The organism is Variovorax sp. UC122_21, assembly GCF_044056785.1.
In the GTDB taxonomy this organism is placed as follows: Bacteria; Pseudomonadota; Gammaproteobacteria; order Burkholderiales; family Burkholderiaceae_C; genus Variovorax.
The window spans coordinates 1,936,489-1,957,730 of sequence record NZ_CP172003.1 but is presented as its reverse complement, the minus strand read 5'-3'; the positions used below and the strand labels follow the sequence as shown (position 1 = coordinate 1,957,730).

At 70.9% G+C, this 21,242-nt stretch carries 20 protein-coding genes; 5 read left to right on the top strand and 15 right to left on the bottom strand.

Annotation, left to right across the window (positions count from 1 at the left end):
• Positions 1 to 11: 11 nt before the first annotated feature.
• Positions 12 to 944 (top strand): electron transfer flavoprotein subunit alpha/FixB family protein, encoded by a 933-nt coding sequence (locus ACHMXE_RS10015; protein WP_395345864.1) that lies wholly within the window; start codon positions 12 to 14, stop codon positions 942 to 944.
• Here ACHMXE_RS10015 and ACHMXE_RS10010 read toward each other — a convergent pair.
• From ACHMXE_RS10010 to ACHMXE_RS09940, 15 genes are all read right to left on the bottom strand, one after another.
• Entirely contained in the window at positions 941 to 1,858 is a 918-nt protein-coding gene (locus tag ACHMXE_RS10010) for a LysR family transcriptional regulator (protein WP_395345863.1), read from the bottom strand. The genes ACHMXE_RS10015 and ACHMXE_RS10010 overlap by 4 nt on opposite strands.
• Before the next feature lie 46 nt (positions 1,859 to 1,904).
• Positions 1,905 to 3,281, bottom strand: a complete 1,377-nt coding sequence (locus ACHMXE_RS10005) for an MmgE/PrpD family protein (protein ID WP_395345862.1) — start codon at positions 3,279 to 3,281, stop codon at positions 1,905 to 1,907.
• A 13-nt stretch (positions 3,282 to 3,294) separates the two neighbouring features.
• Positions 3,295 to 4,491 carry a CaiB/BaiF CoA-transferase family protein gene (locus tag ACHMXE_RS10000; RefSeq protein WP_203207643.1) on the bottom strand — a complete coding sequence of 399 codons (1,197 nt, stop codon included), beginning with the start codon at positions 4,489 to 4,491 and terminating at the stop codon, positions 3,295 to 3,297.
• Between the two features lie 5 nt (positions 4,492 to 4,496).
• Entirely contained in the window at positions 4,497 to 5,660 is a 1,164-nt protein-coding gene (locus tag ACHMXE_RS09995; RefSeq protein WP_203207644.1) for an acyl-CoA dehydrogenase family protein, read from the bottom strand.
• A 22-nt stretch (positions 5,661 to 5,682) separates the two neighbouring features.
• The gene (locus tag ACHMXE_RS09990; RefSeq protein WP_395345861.1) at positions 5,683 to 6,537 is read right to left on the bottom strand and encodes a MaoC family dehydratase N-terminal domain-containing protein; all 855 of its coding nucleotides are present in this window, start codon (positions 6,535 to 6,537) and stop codon (positions 5,683 to 5,685) included.
• Between the two features lie 121 nt (positions 6,538 to 6,658).
• The gene (locus ACHMXE_RS09985) at positions 6,659 to 8,416 is read right to left on the bottom strand and encodes a sigma-54 interaction domain-containing protein (RefSeq protein WP_395345860.1); all 1,758 of its coding nucleotides are present in this window, start codon (positions 8,414 to 8,416) and stop codon (positions 6,659 to 6,661) included.
• A gap of 124 nt (positions 8,417 to 8,540) precedes the next feature.
• Complete coding sequence (locus tag ACHMXE_RS09980; RefSeq protein WP_209544416.1) at positions 8,541 to 9,671, bottom strand: branched-chain amino acid ABC transporter substrate-binding protein; 1,131 nt, start codon at positions 9,669 to 9,671, stop codon at positions 8,541 to 8,543.
• A 35-nt stretch (positions 9,672 to 9,706) separates the two neighbouring features.
• Positions 9,707 to 10,393, bottom strand: a complete 687-nt coding sequence (locus ACHMXE_RS09975; RefSeq protein ID WP_203207648.1) for an HAD family hydrolase — start codon at positions 10,391 to 10,393, stop codon at positions 9,707 to 9,709.
• Positions 10,394 to 10,407: 14 nt separating this feature from the next.
• Positions 10,408 to 11,166 carry an enoyl-CoA hydratase/isomerase family protein gene (locus tag ACHMXE_RS09970; protein ID WP_209544420.1) on the bottom strand — a complete coding sequence of 253 codons (759 nt, stop codon included), beginning with the start codon at positions 11,164 to 11,166 and terminating at the stop codon, positions 10,408 to 10,410.
• A gap of 46 nt (positions 11,167 to 11,212) precedes the next feature.
• Positions 11,213 to 12,535 (bottom strand): AMP-binding protein, encoded by a 1,323-nt coding sequence (locus ACHMXE_RS09965; protein WP_209544422.1) that lies wholly within the window; start codon positions 12,533 to 12,535, stop codon positions 11,213 to 11,215.
• Positions 12,532 to 13,017: a hotdog domain-containing protein gene (locus ACHMXE_RS09960; protein WP_209544424.1), complete on the bottom strand. Its 486-nt coding sequence runs from the start codon at positions 13,015 to 13,017 to the stop codon at positions 12,532 to 12,534. The genes ACHMXE_RS09965 and ACHMXE_RS09960 overlap by 4 nt, the downstream gene beginning before the upstream one ends.
• A gap of 200 nt (positions 13,018 to 13,217) precedes the next feature.
• Positions 13,218 to 13,670, bottom strand: a complete 453-nt coding sequence (locus ACHMXE_RS09955; RefSeq protein ID WP_209544425.1) for a PaaI family thioesterase — start codon at positions 13,668 to 13,670, stop codon at positions 13,218 to 13,220.
• A gap of 16 nt (positions 13,671 to 13,686) precedes the next feature.
• Positions 13,687 to 14,385, bottom strand: a complete 699-nt coding sequence (locus ACHMXE_RS09950) for a helix-turn-helix transcriptional regulator (RefSeq protein WP_395345859.1) — start codon at positions 14,383 to 14,385, stop codon at positions 13,687 to 13,689.
• Positions 14,386 to 14,404: 19 nt separating this feature from the next.
• The gene (locus tag ACHMXE_RS09945) at positions 14,405 to 15,400 is read right to left on the bottom strand and encodes a LysR substrate-binding domain-containing protein (protein ID WP_209544429.1); all 996 of its coding nucleotides are present in this window, start codon (positions 15,398 to 15,400) and stop codon (positions 14,405 to 14,407) included.
• Between the two features lie 94 nt (positions 15,401 to 15,494).
• Positions 15,495 to 16,535 (bottom strand): VWA domain-containing protein, encoded by a 1,041-nt coding sequence (locus ACHMXE_RS09940; RefSeq protein ID WP_209544430.1) that lies wholly within the window; start codon positions 16,533 to 16,535, stop codon positions 15,495 to 15,497.
• A 228-nt stretch (positions 16,536 to 16,763) separates the two neighbouring features.
• Here ACHMXE_RS09940 and ACHMXE_RS09935 point away from each other — a divergent pair, with 228 nt between their 5' ends.
• From ACHMXE_RS09935 to ACHMXE_RS09920, 4 genes are all read left to right on the top strand, one after another.
• Complete coding sequence (locus ACHMXE_RS09935; protein ID WP_209544431.1) at positions 16,764 to 17,273, top strand: DinB family protein; 510 nt, start codon at positions 16,764 to 16,766, stop codon at positions 17,271 to 17,273.
• A gap of 170 nt (positions 17,274 to 17,443) precedes the next feature.
• Positions 17,444 to 18,499, top strand: a complete 1,056-nt coding sequence (locus tag ACHMXE_RS09930; RefSeq protein WP_395345858.1) for an ABC transporter substrate-binding protein — start codon at positions 17,444 to 17,446, stop codon at positions 18,497 to 18,499.
• Positions 18,496 to 19,587, top strand: a complete 1,092-nt coding sequence (locus ACHMXE_RS09925; RefSeq protein ID WP_209544433.1) for an ABC transporter ATP-binding protein — start codon at positions 18,496 to 18,498, stop codon at positions 19,585 to 19,587. Before ACHMXE_RS09930 ends, ACHMXE_RS09925 begins: the two co-directional genes overlap by 4 nt.
• Positions 19,584 to 21,242 carry an ABC transporter permease subunit gene (locus ACHMXE_RS09920; protein WP_395345857.1) on the top strand — a complete coding sequence of 553 codons (1,659 nt, stop codon included), beginning with the start codon at positions 19,584 to 19,586 and terminating at the stop codon, positions 21,240 to 21,242. Before ACHMXE_RS09925 ends, ACHMXE_RS09920 begins: the two co-directional genes overlap by 4 nt.

Sequence of the window (21,242 nt, the reverse complement as noted above, 5' to 3'; positions counted from 1 at the left end):
AGACAACGAACATGACCGCACTCGTCATTGCCGAACACGACCACGCCAGCATCAAGCCGGCCACCCTCAACACCGTGACCGCCGCGTTCGCCTGCGGTGGCGACGTCCACGTGCTCGTGGCCGGCGCCAACGCGGCCGAAGCCGCCAAGGCCGCGGCCCAGATCGCTGGCGTCACCAAGGTCATCGCGGCCGACAGCCCTAGCCTCGCCGAGAACCTGGCCGAGAACGTCGCGGCGCAAGTCCTTGCGATCGCCGGCAACTACAGCCACATCCTGTTCCCCTCGACCGCCAACGGCAAGAACGTCGCGCCGCGCGTGGCGGCCAAGCTCGACGTCGCGCAGATCAGCGACATCACCAAGGTCGACAGCCCCGACACCTTCGAACGTCCGATCTACGCGGGCAACGCGATCGCCACCGTGCAGAGCAGCGATGCCACCAAGGTGATCACCGTTCGCACCACCGGCTTCGACGCCGCAGCCGCCACCGGTGGCAGCGCAGCGATCGAAACCGCCGAAGGCGTGGCCGACAGCGGCAAGAGCAGCTTCGTGGGCCGCGAGGTCACGAAGAGCGAGCGCCCCGAACTGACGGCCGCCAAGATCATCGTCTCGGGTGGCCGCGCGCTGGGCAGCGCCGAGAAGTTCACCGAAGTGATGGCCCCGCTGGCCGACAAGCTCAGCGCGGGCCTCGGTGCCAGCCGCGCCGCCGTCGACGCGGGCTACGCACCGAACGACTGGCAAGTGGGCCAGACCGGCAAGATCGTCGCGCCGCAGCTGTACATCGCCGCGGGCATCTCGGGCGCGATCCAGCATCTGGCCGGCATGAAGGACTCCAAGGTGATCGTGGCGATCAACAAGGACGAGGAAGCGCCGATCTTCTCGGTGGCCGACTACGGCCTCGTGGCCGACCTGTTCACGGCCGTGCCCGAACTCGCGAACGGAATCTAGCTGTCCGACGCGCGCCTGGCCGACAGCGCGTCGGCCTTCAGCAGCTCGACCAGGTCGCGCGCGAAGCCCGGCAAGGCTTCGAGGCTGCGAAAGCAGATCTGCAGGTTGCGCAGCGCCCAGTCGTCCTCGAGCTGCACGACCTGGACCGCCATGTACTGGCGGTAACGCTCGGCCGAGGTGCCCGGCATGATGCTGATGCCGACGTTCGATTCGGTCATCTTGCAGCAGGCCTCGAAGTTGCCGACCTGGATGCGCGGCTTGAGCACGCGGTTCATGTCGCGGGCGATCTGGTTCAGGAACGAATGGATCGCCGTGCCCTCGTTGAGCACCACGTGCTCGTATTCGAGGGTCTCGGCAAAGGGCACCGGCGAGCGGGCCGCCAGCGCATGGCCATCGGGCACCACCAGCACCAGCCGGTCCTCGCGATAGGGCACGACCTCGAGCCCCTCGGTGCGCACGCGCCCCGAGACGATGCCGATGTCGGTGTGGCCGTCGGACACCGCGCGCACGATGTCGCCGCTGCCGCGCTCGCGCAGGTCGACGTTCACGTCGGGATGGGTGATGAGGTAGCGGCTCATCACGGCCGGCAGGAAGTCGGTGATGGCCGTCGTGCTCGCGAACACGCGCAGATGGCCCTTGATGCCGCTGGCGTACTCCTGCAGGTCGTTGCGCAGGTGTTCGAGCTGGCCGACCACCAGGCGCGCGTGATAGGCCAGCGCCTGGCCCGGCGGCGAGAGGGTCACGCCCTGGCTGCTGCGGTACAGCAGCTTGGTGCCCACGCTCTCCTCGAGGTTCTTGACGCGGATGCTCGCCGCCGAGACCGACATGAACGTGGCCTCGGCGCCGCGCGTGAGGCTGTTGGCCTCGGCGATGGCCAGGAACAGCCGCAGGTCTACCAAATCGAAATGGATCATCTTGCTTTCCGACGTTGCCCCCCGCCCGCCGCCCCGGCCCGCGAGCTCATCGGGAAGCGACCGGCTCCAGCAGGATGCCGACGCGCGCCACCGACATCAGCGACCAGGCCCAGCCGATGACGCTCTGCATCTCGGCGGCCGTGGCGCCGTCGCGGTAGAGGGCCAGGCGCGTCGCCTTCTCTTCCAGTTCATGGCGCTCGAGGGTGTTGCCGGGATCGCCCTTGGGCTCGTCGACACGGCCCTCGAGGCGGCGTCCGTCGATGGTATCAACATGCACCTTGCCGATCCATCGCGCTGGATAGGCCCGGTCCACCTCGGCATCGAGGACCATGCTGACCTTGTCGTGGAAGGCCGAGACCGCGGCGTCCTTGAAGTGTCCGTCGAATTCCGCCAGGCCCGCGCGGCCATGCACGGCCACCAGGCCGAGCACGGTGCCCATCGAGAACTTCGACTGGTGCACGGTCTGCGGATCGGTGACCGGGCCGAGGACGTCGATGGCCGCCTGGTGCACCTGCGCCGTCACCGCCTTCACGTCGCCGGCCGCGAGCTGGTGGCGCTGCAGGATCTGCTGCAGTGCATCGGCCGCGGGGTGCGTGTGGCGGCACGAGGCGTGGAACTTGAACGAGGTCTCGGCCAGCGCCCAGCGTGTGCCGAGGCCGTCCGTGAGCCGCGCCGGATCGGCGTCGCTCGACATGCCCGCGGCCATGCCCTGCGCGCCGGTCAGAATGCGCCGCGCGCCCGTGAAGTCGTCCTTGGCCAGGTAGGCGGCCGTGAGGCCGGCGCCGGCCGCGTGCGCCGTGTGCAGCTGCTTCGAATCGGCGGCGTCGCGCAGGAACTCCCACAGGCCCGAGGCCTGGGTGCCCGCGGAACCGATGGCATGCGACATCTGGTCGGGCGTGAGCGCCAGCAGGTGGCCGGCCGTCACCGCGGCGGCCACGGCGCCCGCGGTGCCGGTGGTGTGGAAGATCTTGTAGTGCGAGCGGCCCAGGAACTCGCCGACGCGGATGCCGACCTCGTAGCCGGCGACCGCCGCGGTCAGCAGCTGCGCGCCGCTGAGGCCATGCGCCTGGGCGATCGCGAGCGCCACCGGGAACACCACGGCGGCCGGATGGAACACGGAGCCGTTGTGCACGTCGTCCTGCTCGGCGAAGTGCGAGGCCGCGGCATTCGCCATCGCGGCCATCAGGGGGCTGGAGCGCGTGCGGTGGATCAGGATCTCGCTGCGGCCATCGCCCGCGCCCATGGCGGACGCGAAGCGGGTGATGGTCTCGACCGGGCGCGCGCCCTTGCCGGCCAGTGCCGAGCCGATCCAGTCGAGGAGCAGGTCCTCGGCGCGGCGCAGCACCGCGGGCGGAATGTCTTCGGCCTTCAGGTCGGCGGCAAAGCGCGCCAGGATGGACTCGGGGGTGCTCGAGGTGGTCATGTCGAATGGTCTTTCAGAGGATCTGGCTGTCGCGCAGGCGCGCGATGTCTTCGCGGCCGTAGCCCAGCTCTCGCAGGATGGCGTCGGTGTGCTCGCCCAGCGCGGGAACCGGGTCCATGCGCGGCTCGAAGCGGTCGTTGTCGGCCGGCGGCTTCAGCGCCGGGATCGGCCCGACCGGCGAACCCACCTCGCGCCAGCGCTCGCGGGCGCGCAGCTGGGGATGGGCCCACACGTCCGCGATGCCGTTGACGCTGGCATTGCCGATGTGGGCGGCGTCGAGGCGCTCGATGCACTGGGCCGCCGTCAGCGGCTGCAGCAGCGACTCGATGCGCTGCTTGAGTTCCACCCGGTGGGCGCTGCGCTTGGCGTTGGCGTCGAAGCGCTCGTCGGTGGCCAGCTCCGGGTGCGCGAGCACCTGTTCGCAGAAGGCCTTCCACTCGCGCTCGTTCTGCAGGCCGAACAGCACGGTCTTGCCGTCGCCCGCGGTGAAGGGACCGTAGGGATAGATGCTCGGATGGCTGGCGCCCGCGCGCACGGCCTGCGCCTGGCCCTCGAAGCCGTAGTAGAGCGGGTTGCCCATCCATTCGGCGAGGCACTCGAGCATCGACACGTCGATGTGGCTGCCCTCGCCGGTGATGCCGCGCTGGATCAGCGCGGCCAGCACCGCGCTGTAGGCATACATGCCGGCGGCGATGTCGGCCACCGAGATGCCGGCGCGCGCCATCTCCTCGGGCGAGCCGGTCACCGACAGCAGGCCCGCCTCGGCCTGGATCAGCAGGTCGTAGGCCTTCTTGTCGCGGAACGGTCCCGCGCTGCCGTAGCCCGAGATGTCGCAGACGATCAGTCGCTGGTGCGTGGGGCGCAGCGCTTCCTCGGACAGGCCGAGCCGCGCCGCGGCGCCGGGCGCCAGGTTCTGCACCAGCACGTCGGCCTGACCCAGCAGCCTGGCCAGCACCTGCCGCGCCTCGGGATGCTTGACGTCGAGGGTGATGCTCTCCTTGGACCGGTTGATCCAGACGAAATAGGAGGCCTCGCCCCGCACGCGCCGGTCGTAGGCGCGCGCGAAATCGCCGGCGCCCGGGCGCTCGATCTTGATGACCCGCGCGCCCATGTCCGCGAGCTGGCGCGTGGCGAAGGGCGCCGCGACCGCGTGCTCGAGCGTGACGACGGTGATGCCTTCGAGCGGGCGCCTGCTGGAGCTGCGTGCCATGGCGCTCAGAAGGAACGCGGCAGGCCGAGCAGGTGCTCCGCCACGTACGCGTAGATCAGGTTGGTGGAGATCGGCGCGACCTGGTAGAGGCGCGTCTCGCGGAACTTGCGCTCGATGTCGTATTCGTTCGCGAAGCCGAAGCCGCCATGGAACTGCAGGCAGGTGTTGGCCGCTTCCCAGCTCGCCTTGGCCGCCAGGTACTTCGCCATGTTGGCCTGCGCGCCGCAGGGCTGGTGCGCGTCGAACAGCTCGCAGGCCTTGAAGCGCATGAGGTTGGCGGCCTCGACCTCGATATAGGCGTCGGCGATCGGGAACTGCACGCCCTGGTTCTGGCCGATCGGGCGGCCGAACACCACGCGCTCGTTGACGTACTTGGTCACGCGGTCGATGAACCAGTAGCCGTCGCCGATGCATTCGGCCGCGATCAGCGTGCGCTCGGCATTGAGCCCGTCGAGGATGTACTTGAAGCCCTGGCCTTCCTCGCCGATCAGGTTCTCGGCCGGGATCTCGAGGTTCTCGAAGAACAGCTCGTTGGTCTCGTGATTCACCATGTTCGGGATCGGCCGCACCGTCATCCCGCTCTTCTCGGCCGCGCGCAGGTCGACCAGGAAGATCGACATGCCCTCGGACTTCTTCTTGACCTCGGCCAGCGGCGTGGTGCGCGCCAGCAGGATCATCCAGTCGGAGTGCTGCACGCGCGAGATCCAGACCTTCTGGCCGTTGATGACGTAGCGGTCGCCCTTCTTCACGGCCGTGGTCTTGATCTTGGTGGTGTCGGTGCCGGTCGTGGGCTCGGTCACGCCCATGGACTGCAGGCGCCATTCGCCCGAGGCGATCTTGGGCAGGTAGAGCTGCTTCTGCTGCTCCGAGCCGTGGCGCAGCAGCGTGCCCATGTTGTACATCTGGCCGTGGCAGGCGCCGGAGTTGCCGCCCGAGCGGTTGATCTCCTCCATGATCACCGAGGCCTCGGTCAGGCCCAGGCCCGAGCCGCCATACTCGGCGGGGATCAGCGCCGCGAGCCAGCCGGCCTTGGTCAGCGCATCGACGAAGGCCTCGGGATAGGCGCGCTGCTCGTCGATCTTGCGGTGGTATTCGTCGGGAAACTCGGCGCAGAGGGCGCGCACGGCATCGCGGATGTCTTGGTACTTGTCGACGGCGTTCTTCGTCATGGGATCGCTGCTTGCTTGCTGGTTAGAAAAAACTGGCGCGGGCTTCCATCGCCAGCGCGCCCTCGTGGTTGCGTGCCCACAGTTTGTGCGAACCGTCGGCCTCGGCCTTGCCGCACAGCTCGAAGGCCGCGGTGTCGAACAGGGGATGCACGGCGCGGAAGGCGAAGCCGCGCACGCGGCGCTGCGGCTGCTGGCGGCTCGCGAGCCCCAGCAGCAGCGTGGCCACCATCGGGCCATGGACCACCAGGCCCGGATAGCCCTCGACCTCGGTGGCATAGGGCCGGTCGTAGTGGATGCGGTGGCCGTTGAAGGTCAGCGCGGAATAGCGGAACAGCAGCACCGGGTCGGGCACGACGGTCTCGCGGTAGTCCTCGTCCGTGGCCGCCTGCTTTCCCGCCGGGGCGGGCGCGCCCGCGGCCGGCATGTCGCGGTAGACGATGTCCTGCTGCTCGGTGATGGCGATGCCCCGGGCATTCGAGATCTCGTGGCGGACCTTGACGAAGACCAGCGGCCCGCTCTTGCCGTCCTTGGCATCCACATCGAGGATGCGCGACTGGCGCGTGATCTCGTCGCCCACCTGCAGCGGATGGTGGAACTGCAGCTCGCCGCCGGCCCACATGCGGCGCGGCAGCGCGATCGGCGGCAGGAAGCCGCCGCGCAGCGGGTGGCCGTCGGCACCGATCCGGTCCTGGCGCGCCAGCGGGATGAAGTGCAGCCAGTGCCACAGCGGGGGCACGTCGCTGCCCAGGTTGAAGGCGAGGTCGTCCCGGTTGAACGTGGCGGCCAGCGCCGACAGGGGCGCGGCGCCCACGTCGTCGCCCCCGCGCTCGGTACGGCCGATCCAGGCCCGAAGGTCGACGGAGGTCTCGGTAGTCATGACCGCAGCATGCCGGATCCCCGAAAACACGCAATTTGGGATTCGCAAAGAGCGCCTTGTTGAGCATTCAACGCGCCGGCCGCCGCTCGCTGCCGGGCGTCTTCGCGCCCATCCGTCGGGGTCAGGGCGCGGCCGGCCCCGCCTCCTCGGCATCGAAGGCGCCGCGCCCGCCGCGCTGCAGCCGCAGCCCATAGCCACGGATCTTGGCGTAGAGCGTGGGTTTCGCGATGCCGAGCCGGCGCGCGGTCTCGGTCACGTTGAAGCCGCAGGCACGCAGCGCATTCGCGATCGCCTCCTTCTCGACCTCCTCGAGCGTGCGCACCTCGGAGGCCGGGCGCACCGGCGGCGGCGGCACGGCGTCGGGCTTCTGGCCGCCGGAGAACCACGCAGGCAGGTCCTCGACGCAGGCGGTCTCGGCATCGGTCATGTTCACCAGCCGCTCGACGGTGTTCTCGAGCTCGCGCACGTTGCCGGGCCACGGATGCGCGACCAGCCGCTGCATCAGGGCCGGAGAAACACGGAACACGTTCTTGCGCAGCAGCTGCGCGTACTTGCGCAGGAAGTGGTGCACCAGCACGGGCACGTCCTCGGGCCGCTCGCGCAGCGACGGCAGCTCGATGCCGATCACGTGGCAGCGGTAGTAGAGGTCCTCGCGGAACTCGCGCCGCTCGATCATGGCCTGCAGGTCGCGGTTGCTGGCCGAGATCACGCGCACGTCGATCGGGATGCTGCGCGTGTCGCCCACGCGCACCACCTCGCGCTCCTGCAGCACGCGCAGCAGCTTGGCCTGCACGTCGATCGGCAGCTCGGAGATCTCGTCGAGGAAGATGGTGCCGCTGCTGGCCGCCTCGAACTTGCCGGGCCGGCCTTCGCGCGTGGCGCCGGTGAAGCTGCCGGGCGCATAGCCGAACAATTCGCTCTCGATCAGGTCGCGCGGCAGCGCGGCGCAGTTGATCGCGATGAAGGGTCCCGCGGCGCGCGCGCTGGCGTTGTGGATGGCCTGGGCGAAGACCTCCTTGCCGACGCCGCTCTGGCCGATCAGCAGCACGTTGGCGAAACCGCGCGCGGCCTTGCGCGCGGCCTCGACGGCGGCCACCAGCGGCGGCGCCGTGCCCACCACGTCGTCGAAGCTGTAGCGCGCATGGTTGCCCGCGATGCGGTCGGCCATGCGGCGGGCGCGCTGGATCTCGCGAAACGAATTCACGATCGACACCACCTGGCCCGCCGCGTTCTTGATCGGCACCGCGGTGTCGACCAGGTGCAGGTGCCGCTGCGGCGAGTCGATGATCAGCTCGCGGTCGATGTAGCCCTCGCCGGTTTCCAGCAGCGGCTGGATGATCGGCGCGAAATCGAGCAGCGAGCCGAAGGGCTTGCCGATGCTCTCGCGCGGATGCAGGCTCAGGATGCGGCCGGCCGCGGCATTCATGTGCTTGACCATCAGGTCGCGGTCGACCACCAGCAGGCCGTCGGTGATGTGCTCGACGATCGCGGACTGCTCCTGCAGCAGCGCGCCCTGCTGCTCGGCCACCAGCTCGGCCGAATGCGCGGCGGCCCACAGGTGGGCCAGCAGGCGCAGTTCGTCGCCAAGGTCCGCGCTGTCCGGGCGCGCGAGCAGCGCCACGAACAGCGCCTCGCCGGTCTTCGAGTCGGCGGCGCGCAGGTGCAGGCGATCAAAGCCCTGGGGCTGCACCACCGGCAGGTACGGCGCCAGCGCCGCGCCCTCGGCCGGCAGCGCGGCCATCAGGACCGCGGCCTCGATGCCGGACGCGGTCCAGGCGCGCCGCAGCACGCGCCCCGCGCCGAACAGCAGCGCGCCGTGGCCCTGGGCGACCGCCCGCTCGACCAGCACGTCCCAGACCTCGTCGAGCATCGGCGTCATCGCGTTCCTTGTCCTCGTCAGCCCGGCGCGCGCGGCGAGGACGCCGCGGCCGACCGGTCGCGCCGATTCTGCCAAGGAAGCGCGGGCGGCGGAACGCTGGTGCCATCCGCCGGGGCACGCACGCTCACGGCTTGCGCTCGACCGGCACCAGCTTGCCGCCGGCGATCTGGTAGGCCGTGACCGGCGCCTTGAGCCACTCGCCGGTGGCATCGAACTGCACCGGGCCGAGCATCGACTCCATCTTCAGCGTTTTCAGCGCGGCCGTGACCTTCTTTGGCTCGTCGCTGCCGGCCTGCTGCATCGCGCGCGCGACCACCAGCGTCGCCACGTAGAAGGCTGGCGCATAGGCGTCGATCGGCGCGTCGAAGGTCTTGGTGAAGCGCTCGCGGAAGGCCGGGCCGCCCGGCAGGCTGTCGAGCGGGCGCCCGCTCTGCGCGCAGAAGTAGCGGCCCTCGAGCAGCTTGCCGCCCAGCGGCACCACCTCGGCCGTGCAGATGCCGTCGCCGCCGAGCAGCAGCGCGTTGATGTCGAGCTGGCGCATCTGGCGCGCGACGCCCGCGCCCTGCGCGTAGTAGCCGCCGAGGAACACCGCCTCGGGCGCGAGCCCCTTGAACTTGGTCAGGATGGCGGTGAAGTCGGTGGCCTTGTCGTTGGTGAACTCGCGCCCCACCACCTCGAGGCCGAGGCCCTTGGCGGTCTGCACGAAGATGTCGGCCACGCCGGTGCCGTAGGCGGTGCGGTCGTCGATCACCGCCACCTTGCGCAGGCCGCGCGCGGCGGCGAACTCGGCCATGGCCGCGCCCATCACGTTGTCGTTGGCCGCGAGCCGGAAGGTGCTCGCGAAGCCCTGGCGCGTGAGCTGCGGGTTCGAGGACGCGCCGGTGATCATCGGGATGTCCTCCTGGCTGTAGATGCGCGAAGCGGGAATCGAGACGCCCGAGTTGTAGTGCCCGATGACCGCGCGCACGCCGCTGTCGACCATCTTCTGCGCCACCTGGGTGCCGGTGCGCGGATCGCCCTGGTCGTCCTCCGAGACCAGCTCGAAGCGCGCGCGCTTGCCGCCGATGCGGAAGTCCTGCGCGTTGAGATCGGCGATGGCGAGCTTCACGCCGCGTTCGTTGTCGCGGCCCGCGTTGGCCTGCGGACCGCTGAGCGGGCCGGCATGGCCGATCTTGACGACCAGGTCCTGCGCGCTGGCGGGCAGGAGGGAGGCCCACAGGCCCAGGGAAGCAGCAACAAGCAGAAGACAGCGCATGGTTCTGTACCTCGAAGTGGATGGGAAAAATCGGACTAGTCCAGGAGGGCAAGCACGCCCTCGAGGGTGGGGAACTCGTGGTCGGGCCGTGGCTGCCAGACGCTCAGCCGCTCGGCGCCGCGGTTGATCCAGGCCACCTGCATGCCCAGCGGCTTGGCGCCGTCGATGTCGGCCCAGCTCGCGAGCGAGCAATGCAGCACCGACTCCGCCGGCACCGCGAGGCGGTCGAGCGCGAGCCTGAAGATCGATTCCGAGGGCTTGTAGGCCCGCGCCATCTCGGCCGTGGTGACCTGGTCGAAGAAGCGCACGAGCTGGCTGCGCTGCCACAGGTCGCTGTCCATGTTGGTGATGGGCATCAGCGGAAAGCGCTCGGCCAGCCGTTGCAGGATGGCCTCGACCTCGGGATGCGGCGGCGCCGACTCGACCAGGTGGCCGAGGTACAGCTCGTTGAGCAGGTCGATGTCGAGCCGCGCCGTGACGCCGGGCTCGATGGCCTCGAGCGTCTCGCGCAGCGCCTCGCGCGCCACCTGGCGGTAGGGGCGCCAGCGCCCGCCGCGGTAGCGCTGCACGTTGCGGATGTCCCAGTCGAGGTAGAGCTCGAACAGCGGCCGCTCGGTGCGCAGGCCGGCTTCGGCCAGCACGGCCTCGATGCCGGCCATGCCGCCGCGGTCGACGTCGACCAGGGTTCCGAAGTAGTCGAAGGTGATGGCGCGGACGTTCATCGCGGTCTCCCGGTTCAGGCGCGACGCCCGAACTTCAGCACGCGCTCGGCGGCGTCGGGCGTGGCGAAGGCGGCCACGGTGGCCTCCTGCTCGAGCTCGAGCGCCACCGCGAGGTTCGACTGCGCCTGCATCGTCACCACGCGCTTGAGCCGCGACACCGAACCCTGCGACTTCGAGGCCACCACCGCCGCCACCTCGAAGGCGCGCGCCAGCACCCGCTCGGGCGGCACCACCCAGTTCGCGAGCCCGAGGCGCAGCAGGTCGGCGGCCGACTGGCGCTCGCCCAGCAGCCAGAGCTCCATCGCGCGCTGGTGGCCCACGGCCTGCGGCAGCAGCCAGGTCACGCCGCCGGTCACGAACTGGCCCCAGTCCATCTCTGGGAAGAAGCACACCAGGTCCTCGGAAGCCACCACCAGGTCGCAGTTCAGCAGCCATTCGAAGCCGCCGCCGACCGCGAAGCCGTGGATCGCGCCGATCACCGGCTTGCCGCCGAACATCAGGTCGCGCGTGATGGTCTGGATGCGCTCGATGTGATGGCGGATCGAGGCCGGCGTGCGCGTCTGCTCGCCGAACTCCTTGAGGTCGTCGCCGGCGCAGAAGGCCCGGCCCGCGCCCGAGAACACGATCGCGCGCACCTCGGCCGAGGACTGCGCCTCGCGCAGCGCCTCGTGCAGGTCGTCGAGCACCACGGCGCTGATGGCGTTGAGGCGCTCGGGCCGTTGCAGCCGCACGTGCGCGATGCCGTCGCTGGTTTCGAGGGTGACGTAGTCCATGGCGAAAAATCCTTTGCTCGTTCGTTCGTTGATCTCGGGCCGGTCTTCAGTGCTTCTCGACCCACTGGGTCTTGCCGTCGGTGCGTTCGTAGAACTCGAACGGCACCATCTCCACCAGCGCAGTGGCGCCCGCGCGCTCGCGCACCGCGATCTCCAGGCGGCGCGCGGCCGCGTCCCAGTCGGCCGCCGCGAGCCCCGCGGCCGCTTCGGCCCGCAGCTCGACGCGGTCGTAGGGGCCGGGCCCGCGCAGCACGATGCGGAAGTGCCCCGAGCTCAACGCGGGCAGCGACTCGATCGCCGCGCGCACCGCGCTCGGGAACACGTTGATGCCGCGCACGTTGAACATGTCGTCGGTGCGCCCGCTGACGCGGAAGCGCCAGGCGGTGCGGCCGTCGGGGCCGGGCTCGGTGCCGGTGACCGTCACCACGTCGCGCGTGCGGTAGCGCACCAGCGGCTGGCACTCCTTGCGCAGGTGGGTGCAGACCAGTTCGCCGACCGTGCCCTCGCGGATCGGCAGCCGCTGCAGGGTGGCGGGGTCGAGGATCTCGGCGAACACCACGTCGCCGGCGTGGAACAGCAGGTCGGTGGTCCAGTCCGTCTGGCCGCCGAGGATGCTCATCACCTCCGACAGGCCGAAGTTCGCGTTGCGCACCTTGAAGCCCCAGCGCGCCTCCATCTGCGCGCGGAACTCGGCGTTGTCGAGCCCCGCTTCGCCGCCGAACAGGCCCAGCTTCAACCCCAGGTCGGCCGGCTGCAGCCCTGGATAGTGCTGGCGCAGCACGCTCTCGAGCAGCGCCGGGTAGGACGGCGTGCACGAGATCGCCGTGATCTTCAGGTCGAGGATGGCATCGATCAGCTGCCGCGTGTTGCCCACGCCGAAGGGCAGCACGGTGGCGCCGGCCGCCTCGAGCGTCGTGTGGTCGGTGAAGCCGCCGGTCCACATGCAGTAGTTGAGGCAATGCACCACGCGGTCGCTGGGCCGCAGGCCCGAGGCCCACATCGAGCGGCCGCCGACCTCGGCCACGATCTCGGCGTCGCGGCGCGAATTGGCGAGGATCAGCGGCCGGCCCGTGGTGCCCGAGGTGCGGTGCAGCCGCACCACGCGCCCCTCGGCGCAGGCCACGTAGTCGCCGAACGGATAGTCGGCCTCCTGGCTCAGGCGCAGCTCGTCCTTCTCGGTCAGCGGCAGTTCCTGCAGCTCGTCGAGGGTGAGCGCGCGGTCGAGCCAGCCCGACAGCTTGCGCCGGTAGAACACCGAGCGGGTGCGCACGTAGCGCCACTGCTCGGTCCAGCGTGCTTCCTGCAGCGAGCGCAGGGTGGCGGGCGAGAGCGTCTCGACCTCGGGATGCAGCATCGCGGCGGTGCTCATCGCGCGGCCTCCTCGGCGCCGTTCGCGCGGCGCAGCGCCGTGGCCTCGACCGCGGCGGCCGGCACGATCGCGCGCGAATGCTCGCCCGTGGCCACGACGCCCGCGTCGTCGCGCGCCTCGACCTCGAACACGTAGAGGCGTTTCTCGCGGCGCAGCAGGGTCGCCGTCGCGCGGACCACCTGGCCGGGCGCCGTGGGCGCGCCATGCACGAGCTGGACCCGGTGGCCGACCGACATCTCGCCCGCGCGCAGGGCGGGCACGAGGATCGCCGCGCAGGCGCGCTCGAGCAGGCCGACCAGGGCCGGCGTGGCGAGCACCCGCGGATAGGCTTCGCCGCTTTCTTCGGCGAAGGCGCTGGCCAGGTGCTTCGGTGCGACGACGAGCGTGGCGCTGCCGGTCGCGCCCTCGCGAAGCGCGGGCCGGCCGTCGGGATCGGCGCCATGCGCGCCGGGTGTTTCGGGGGTGGCTGTGGTGGAGGTCATGCACACGACATGGCAAGCGCCGTGCCAACGCAATACCTCGTGCTTTGCGCGCCGAAAGCGGTGGTTTCAGGGCTTTTCAGGGCCTTTTGGCGCCTCTCGGGCCGTATGCGCGCGGCCACCGAACAACTCCTGAACGTTCAGCTTCTGAACGGGCGGCAGCATTCGACCCACCCGCCGCGCCGGCGGCCGCGGCGACCCGCTCAGTGCCGGATGTCCTCGCGTCCCACCACCGCCATCAGCGTGGCCGTCATGGTCGCGATCAACGACTCCTTCCCCTCGCGCAGCGCATAGGCACGGCCGTCGCTCACGCTGATCGTGCGGCCCGCCTTGGTCACGCCGGCACGGAACACGAAGCGTTCGCCGGCGGCCGGGGCCAGCAGGTTGATCTTGAACTCGACCGTGAGCACGGCCGCCTCGGGCGGCATCAGCGAGAAGGCCGCATAGCCGCAGGCGCTGTCGAGCCCGGTGGCGACGATGCCCGCATGCAGGAAGCCGTGCTGCTGGGTCAGTCGCTCGGAGGCCGGCATCGCGAGTTCGACCTCGCCGGGCCGCACCTCGACCAGTTCGATGCCGAGCGCGCGCATCGCGTTCTGCCGCTCGAAGCTGGCCCTCACCCGTTGCGCATCGGCGGGGTCGATCGTCTCTCGCACCATGGAATCGCTCCGTTCATCACGTGGAAACCAGGGTGTGTACCCGCTGCCGCAGCGCCGGGTCTTGGAAGAATCGGCCAACATCGCCGCCGGCCTCGGCGCGCGAGCGCGCGGCGAAGCGACCGGGCGAGGTGCCGGCGCGGCGCTGGAAGTCGGCCGACATGTGCGACTGGTCGGCATAGCCGCGCGCCTGCGCCGTGTCGGCGAGGCTGGCCGGCGAGCGCGCGAGATCGAGCAGCGCGCCGCGAAAGCGGTGCAGCGCCTGCCAGGCCTTCGGGCCCAGGCCGACACTGGCGTCGAAGCGGCGCCGCAGCGTGCGTTGCGACACCGCGGCCGCGGGCGGCGCCCCGCCGAGGCGCGGGCACAGGTCGGCTGCGAGGGCATCGAGCGCATGGACCACCGCGTCGAGCGGTCCTTCGATGTCGATCGGCCCGAGCTCCGGCAGCGCGCCGGGCGACGGCTGCGCATGCGCGCGAAAGCCGACCACCATGCCCGCGAGCGCGCGTTGCCGCGGTCGCGCGTCGGCCACGGGCCGCGACCACGAGGCCTGCCACGGCGGATCGTCGTCCGGCCGCCGCAGGTAGCGGATCTCGGAGAACGGCGTCGCGAAGCGGTGCCGGCCCGGCGCGGTCAGGGTGCCGTCGTCGACCAGGATGAACAGGTGGTCGAGCAGCGCGCGGTGCGCCGCGAGCGGAGACAGCTCGACGTAGACGCTCACGCGCCCACTCGCGCGTCGCTCACGCAGCGCTCTGGCGCCGTGCCACCGGCGCCTCGTCGTCGACCGCATCGCCGATCGCCGCGCGCGTGAGCACCGCCTGCTGCTGCAGCCAGGTGCCGAAGGCCTCGAGCTCGGGTCGGCCTTCGTTGCGCGGGCCGCTCACAAGCCAGTAGGCCATCGGCGAATCCATGCGCTGGCGCGGCAGCACCTCGACCAGGTCGCCGTTGGCCAGGCTCTCGGCGATCAACGGGCTGCGCGCGAGCACCACGCCCTGGCCGGTCAGCGCGGCCTGCGCCATCTGGTAGTCGTAGTTGAAGTAGAGCCAGCGGCGCGGCTGGATGCGGGCCAGGCCGTTCGATTCGAACCAGCGGCGCCAGACCAGCCACTCGACATAGCTCGGGTGCGCGTCGCCGACCTCGATCAGCGTGAAGCGCGCGAGGTCCTCGGGCTTCTCGATCGGCGGGCTGCTCTTGATGAGCCAGGGGCTGGCCACCGGCGTGAGGTGCTCGCCGAACAGCCGCACCGCGCCCTCGGGCATGTGCTCGGCGCGGCCGTAGCGCAGCGCGAGGTCGATGTCGCTGACCTCGAGGTCGATCACCGCGTCGGAGGCATCGATGCGGATGTCGATGTCGGGATGGTCGCGCTGAAAGGCCTCGAGGCGCGGGATCAGCCACATCGAGGCGAACGACGCGAAGGTGGTCAGCGCCACGCTCTTGCGCGATGCGCTCTGGCGGATCTGCCGGATGGTGGCGTCGATGCGCGGCAGCGCCTGCTGCACCGCGAGCAGCAGTTGGGCGCCGGCACTCGTGAGCTCGACCGCGCGCGTGTGGCGCAGGAAGAGGCGCACGCCCACCTCCTCCTCGAGCGCCTGGATCTGGCGGCTCACGGCCGGCTGCGTGAGCGACATCTCCTCGGCCGCGGCGCGGAAGTTCAGGTGCCGCGCCACGACCTCGAAGGCACGCAGCTGGCCGGCGCCGATGGGGCGCGTTCGCAAGGGGGATGGGGAATGCTGCATGAAGGAGTCGACCGGTGATGCGACATCGCGGCCGGGGGGCCGGCGGGTGCAGCCGAGATTGTGGCGCCGCCGCGCGGGAGCGGCAAACCGCGGCTCAGACGATGCGCCCGAACCACAGCACCGACAGCCCCGCGCCCGCGATCGCGAGCAGCGCCGACAGCAGCGCCAGCAGGCCCGAGAGCTCGTTCTCGCGCGGCTGCACCTGCACGCGCGAGCCGAGCTTCTCGTAGACGCCGTGCAGCGCCTCGGCGGTGCCGGCATGGTGGTACTCGCCGCCGGTCATGCGCGCCACCTCGCGCAAGGTGGGCTCGTCGAGCTTCATGTAGATCGCCATGCCGTCGGGCGCGGCGATGTCGCCGTCGAGGGTGCCCATGCCGATCACGTAGACGCGCACGCCGCGGTCGGCCGCCATCTTCGCGGCCTCGAGCGTGTCGATGCCGGTGGTGCGGCGGCCGTCGCTCAGCAGGATGATCGCGGCGGCGTCGTAGGAGCCGGGCGCCACCGGCGTGATCTGGCGCGGCGGCGGCTTCGCCTTGTCGTCCAGGCTGCGCCCGCGCGGCGCGCTGCCGCCGAAGGTCATCTCGCCGAGGCTGATGTTGTCCTGCGGGAACAGCTCGGCCAGGCACAGCACGATCGCGTCGCCGACCGCGGTGCCCATCTGCATCTGGAAGGCGTCGATGCTGGCCGCGAGCGCGTCGCGGTCGAGCGTGGCGCGCTGCGCGACCTGGCTGCTGCCGGCGAAGGTGACGAGGCCGACCTCGATGCGCCGCGGCAGCTCGCGCAGGAAGGACTTGGCCGCCGCCTGCGCGGCCTCGAGCCGGGTCGGCTTGACGTCGCTCACGCGCATGCTCAGCGAGACGTCCATCGCCAGCATGATCGAGGTGCGCGCCCACGGCAGCGGCACGCGCGCCACCGGCCGCGCGGCGGCGAACAGCAGGCCGGCGCAGGCCAGCAGGAACAGCGCGGGCGGCAGGTGTCGGCGCCAGCCGCGCCGCAGCGTCGCGGCGCCATCGGTCTGCAGCCGGCCGTAGCGCAGGGCCAGCCGGCCGCGACGCCGCAGCAGCCAGGCATAGGCCAGCGGCAGCGGCGCGAGCGCCAGCAGGAACCAGAGGTAACCGGGCCACAGGAAGGACATCGGCGCTGCCTTGGAGGTGGAGGATGCGGATCGGCCGTACGCCGGTGCATCCGCAAGCATCGTGCCCATGAAGCCGCGCCCGCGCAATCGGCCGCCCGGCCAGTCCCTGCATTGATGCGGGGCTCTTATCAGTGGGGCGGCTGCATTTCATTGGACCGCGCCAGGGGCGCCGGGGATCATCCTGCCCCGAAGCGCGCCGCGCCGCGGCGCCTCGCCAGGAGACCCCCGATGAGCGCACGCACGCTGCTGACCTCGATGTTCCGCTACAAGGCCTGGGCCGACGAGGGCCTGTTCGCCGGCCTGCTGGCCGCGCGGGGCCGGCTGCCCGACGACGACCTCGAGGCCGCCTGGGCCACCCTCGACCACGCCCATGCGGTCGACGGCATCTTCAGGGCCCATCTCGAGGGCCGGCCCCACGGCTACGGCGGCACCCATTCGCCCGAGCGGCTGGCACCCGGGCACCTGCTGCAAGCGGTGCGCGACAACGACCGCTGGTTCCTCGCGCACGTGCAGGCGATCGGCGACGACGAGCTGGCTGCCCCCCTCGCCTTCGACTTCACCGACGGCTCGGCCGGCCGCATGTCGCGCGAGGAGATGCTGGGCCACGTGATCGCGCATGGCGGCTACCACCGCGGCGAGGTCGGGCAGATCCTCACGCGCCACACGGGTTCGTCGCCGCGCGACACCTTCACGGCCTACCTGCACGAGGCCGAACCGGCGCGCCGGCTGCGCGCTTAGCGCCTTCCTTTTTTTCTGCGACACCCCGCACCCGCGGGTTGGCACGGATTTGGCTTCCTGCATGAATTGTGCACAATTTCTTTTGAAGAGCGCACAATTGTTGGGCTGACTGGCGGCTGCCGCGGCCTTCCATCCACCCATTTGGGGCATCCGCCCCCAAGGACATGCAGATGAATCGCTCAGCATCCGGCCTCTCGCGCCGCGCCTTCGGGCAGGGACTCCTCGCCGCTTCCACGCTGGCCGCGCCGGCCTGGGTGCGCGCCCAGGGCAAGGGCCGCGAACTCGTGGTCGGCGGCGCGGGCAGCCACAAGGCCTTCCTCGATCCGCTGATCCCGGTGTTCGAGAAGCAGACCGGCTGCAAGGTGATCTTCGAGGGCACGCGCTCGCTCGTGAACCTCGAGAAGATGGTCAACAACAAGGGCCGCCAGTACATGTCGGTGGTGCTGATGGACGATCCGGTGATGATCCCGGCCGTCAAGGAAGGCGTGCTGGAGCCGCTCACCGCCAAGGACATCCCCAGCCTCGCGAAGCTCAAGCCCGGCACGGTCCACATGGACGGCATGTGGGCCAACTACATGCAGTCGACCACCGGCGTGGCGGTCAACACCGGAAAGCTCAAGCAAATGCCGTCGTACGCGGCGCTGTGGGAGCCGGCCAACAAGGGCAAGGTCGTGATCCCCTCGCTGCAGAACACCGAGGGCCTGTCGATGTTCCTGGTGGCGGCCGCGCTCGAGACCGGCAAGCCGATGAAGGACGCGCAGTACCAGCCCGAGGCCGCCTTCCGCAAGCTCAAGGCGCTCAAGCCCAACCTGCTGACCGTCTACACCCAGTTGCCGCAGGCGCTGAACCTGCTCGAGCAGGGCGAGGCCACGGCCATCGCGGGCATGATCGGATTCAACGCCTTCGATCGCAAGGCCAAGGGCGCGCCGATCGACTTCGTGCTGCCGAAGGAAGGCGGCATGGCCATGCCGACCGGCATCGCCAAGGTCAGGGGCGGCCCGCAGGCCGACCTCGCCAATGCCTTCGTCGAGGCGATGCTCGGTGCCTGGCAGCAGCAGATCGCCGAGATCTCGCTCGCCATGCCCACCAACACCGGCGTGGCCGCGCCGGCCGGCCTGCCCAAGGGCGAGGTGTTCATTCCCGACTGGGCCTACATCGCCGAGAACCGCAAGGCCTGGGGTCGAGCGCTGGGACCGCGAGATGGCGCTGTGAGGCGCGTCGCATGAGCACTCTCGAACTGAGCGGGATCGTCAAGCGCTACGGCGCGCAGACGGTCGTGGACGGGCTGGACCTGCGGGTGGGTTCCGGCGAATTCGTGTCGCTGCTCGGCCCCTCGGGCTGCGGCAAGACCACGCTGCTGCGCATCGTCGCCGGGCTCGCGGCGTGCGACGCCGGCACGGTGCGCGTGGGCGGCAGCGACGTGACCGCGCTGCCCGCGCACCAGCGCAACATCGGCGTGGTGTTCCAGAGCTATGCGCTGTTCCCGCACCTCACGGTCAGCGAGAACATCGCCTTCGGCCTGAAGGCCCGCGGCACGCCGCGCGCCGAGCTCGCGCAGGCGGTGGACGCGGCGCTGCGATCGGTGCGGCTCGCGGCGCTCGCGGACCGGCCGATCTCGGCGCTGTCGGGCGGCCAGCAGCAACGCGTGGCGGTGGCGCGCGCGATCGCCACGCGGCCGCGGCTGATCCTGCTCGACGAGCCGCTGTCGGCGCTCGACCGCAAGCTGCGCGAGACCATGCAGGTCGAGCTGCGCCAAATCCTGCGCGACGCGGGCATGACGGCGATCTTCGTCACGCACGACCAGGAAGAGGCACTGGTGATGTCCGACCGCATCGCGGTGATGAACCGCGGCGCGATCGAGCAGTTCGACGCGCCCGAACACATCTACGGCCAGCCGCGCACCGAGTTCGCGCTCAACTTCGTGGGCCTCTCTTCGCAATGGCGCGGCACGCTCGACGGCGCGCGCGTGCGCACCGCCTGCGGCGAGATCGAGGTGCCCGCCGAGCGCGCGCACGACGTCGGCGCGGGCGGCCTGCGCCACGAGGTGCTGGTGGGCGTGCGCCCCGAGCGGCTGCGCGCCTCGCGCGATCCGCAACCCGCGGCCGCGGGCATGAACCGGCTGTCGCTGGTGGTGAGCCAGACCGTCTACCGCGGCGCCAACCGGCTGGTCTACTTCAGCGCGCCCGGCGGCGGCGCGACGCTGCTCGCGGAATTTCCGGCCCACGACGACCTGGCGCCGCGCCCCGGCGAGACGCTGTCGGTGCAATGGCCGGTGGCCGACACGCTGCTGTTCGCGGCCGAGGCGGCGCCATGAGCGGCACCATGCGCCGCGCCGAAGCATCGCCGGGCTGGCTCGCCGTGCCGGGCGCGGGCTACCTCGTGCTGCTGTTCGTGCTGCCGCTGGCCGCGCTGCTGGCTACCAGCTTCCAGGGCGAACAGGGCGGCTTCTCGCTCGCGGGCTACGCGCGCTTCGCGACCGACCCCTTCAGCGCCGTCGTGGTCTGGAACACGCTGAAGATCGCGCTGCTCGTCACGCTGCTGTGCCTCTTGATCGGCTACCCGGTGGGCTTCGCGATGGCGCGCGCCTCGCTGCCGGTGCAGGGGCTGATGTTCCTCGCGCTGATCCTGCCGCTGTCGGTGGGCGTGGTGGTCAAGAGCTTCGCCTGGACCATCCTGCTGCGCAGCAACGGCCTGGTCAACCAGGTGCTGCTGGGCCTGGGGCTGGTCGACGAGCCGGCGCGGCTGCTGTTCAACGAACGCGGGCTGGTGATCGCCGCGGTGCACGTGTTCCTGCCCTTCATGGTGCTGCCGGTGTTCACGGTGGCGCGCCAGATCGACTCGCGCCTGGCCGAGGCCGCCGCCACGCTGGGCGCTGCGCCGCTGCATGCCTTCGTGCGCGTGACCTGGCCGCTGTCGCTGCCGGGCGTGGTGGCGGGCTCGGCCTTCGTGTTCTCGATGGCGGTGTCGATGTACGTGATCCCCGCGCTGCTGGTGGGCGACCGCTACCAGACGCTGCCCGCGCTGCTGGCGCGCGCCTACCTGTTCATGCGCGACCGGCAGTCGGGCTCGACGCTGGCGGTGATCCTGCTGGCGATTGCGGTCGCGGTGGTGGTGGGCAGCACGCTGCTCACGCGCCGGCTGCAGGCGCGCGCGCGAGGCGCCGGGAGCGGCGGCATGAGCGCGCGCTGGAACCGCATCGCGGGCGGGCTGCTGATGGCGGCGACCGCGGTCTTCATGCTAGCGCCGCTGGTGGTGGTGGTGCTGGTCTCGTTCAGCCCCTCGCCGGTGTTCAACCTGCCCGAGGGCCAGTGGTCGCTGCGCTGGTACCGCGCGATGCTGGCCAAGGACGGCCTGGCCGACACCGTGCTGCTGTCGGCCGCGGTGGCCGCGGGCGCGACGCTCGCGGCGCTGGTGCTCGGCGCGCTGTGCGCGATCGCGATCGAGCAGGGGCGCTTCCGCGGCCGCGAGGCGCTGCTGGCCTTCCTGGTCTCGCCGCTGATGATGCCGGGGCTGGTGATCGGCGTGGCGCTGCTGCAGGCCTTCCGCGCGGTCGGGCTGGCCAACGTGTTCTGGAGCCTGCTGATCGGGCACGTGGTGATCACCCTGCCCTACGTCACGCGCACGGTGCATGCGAGCCTGGCGCTGTTCGACACCCGGCTGCTCGAGGCGGCGCAGACCCTGGGGCTGTCGCGCCCGCGCGCGCTGCTGCAGGTGATGGTGCCCGCGCTGGCGCCGGCCTTCCTGACCTCGGGGCTGTTCGCCTTCCTGGCCTCGATGGACAACTACCCGATCTCGATCTTCCTGACCGACGCGCGCAGCAAGACGCTGCCGATCGAGATCCTGCACTACCTGGAGGAGTCGCCCGACCCCACCATCGCCGCCATCTCGGCCTGCCTGATCCTGCTGGCCGCCGTGGTGCTCTTCATCGCCGAAAGGCTGGTCGGCCTGCGCCGGCTGGCCCAGTTCTGA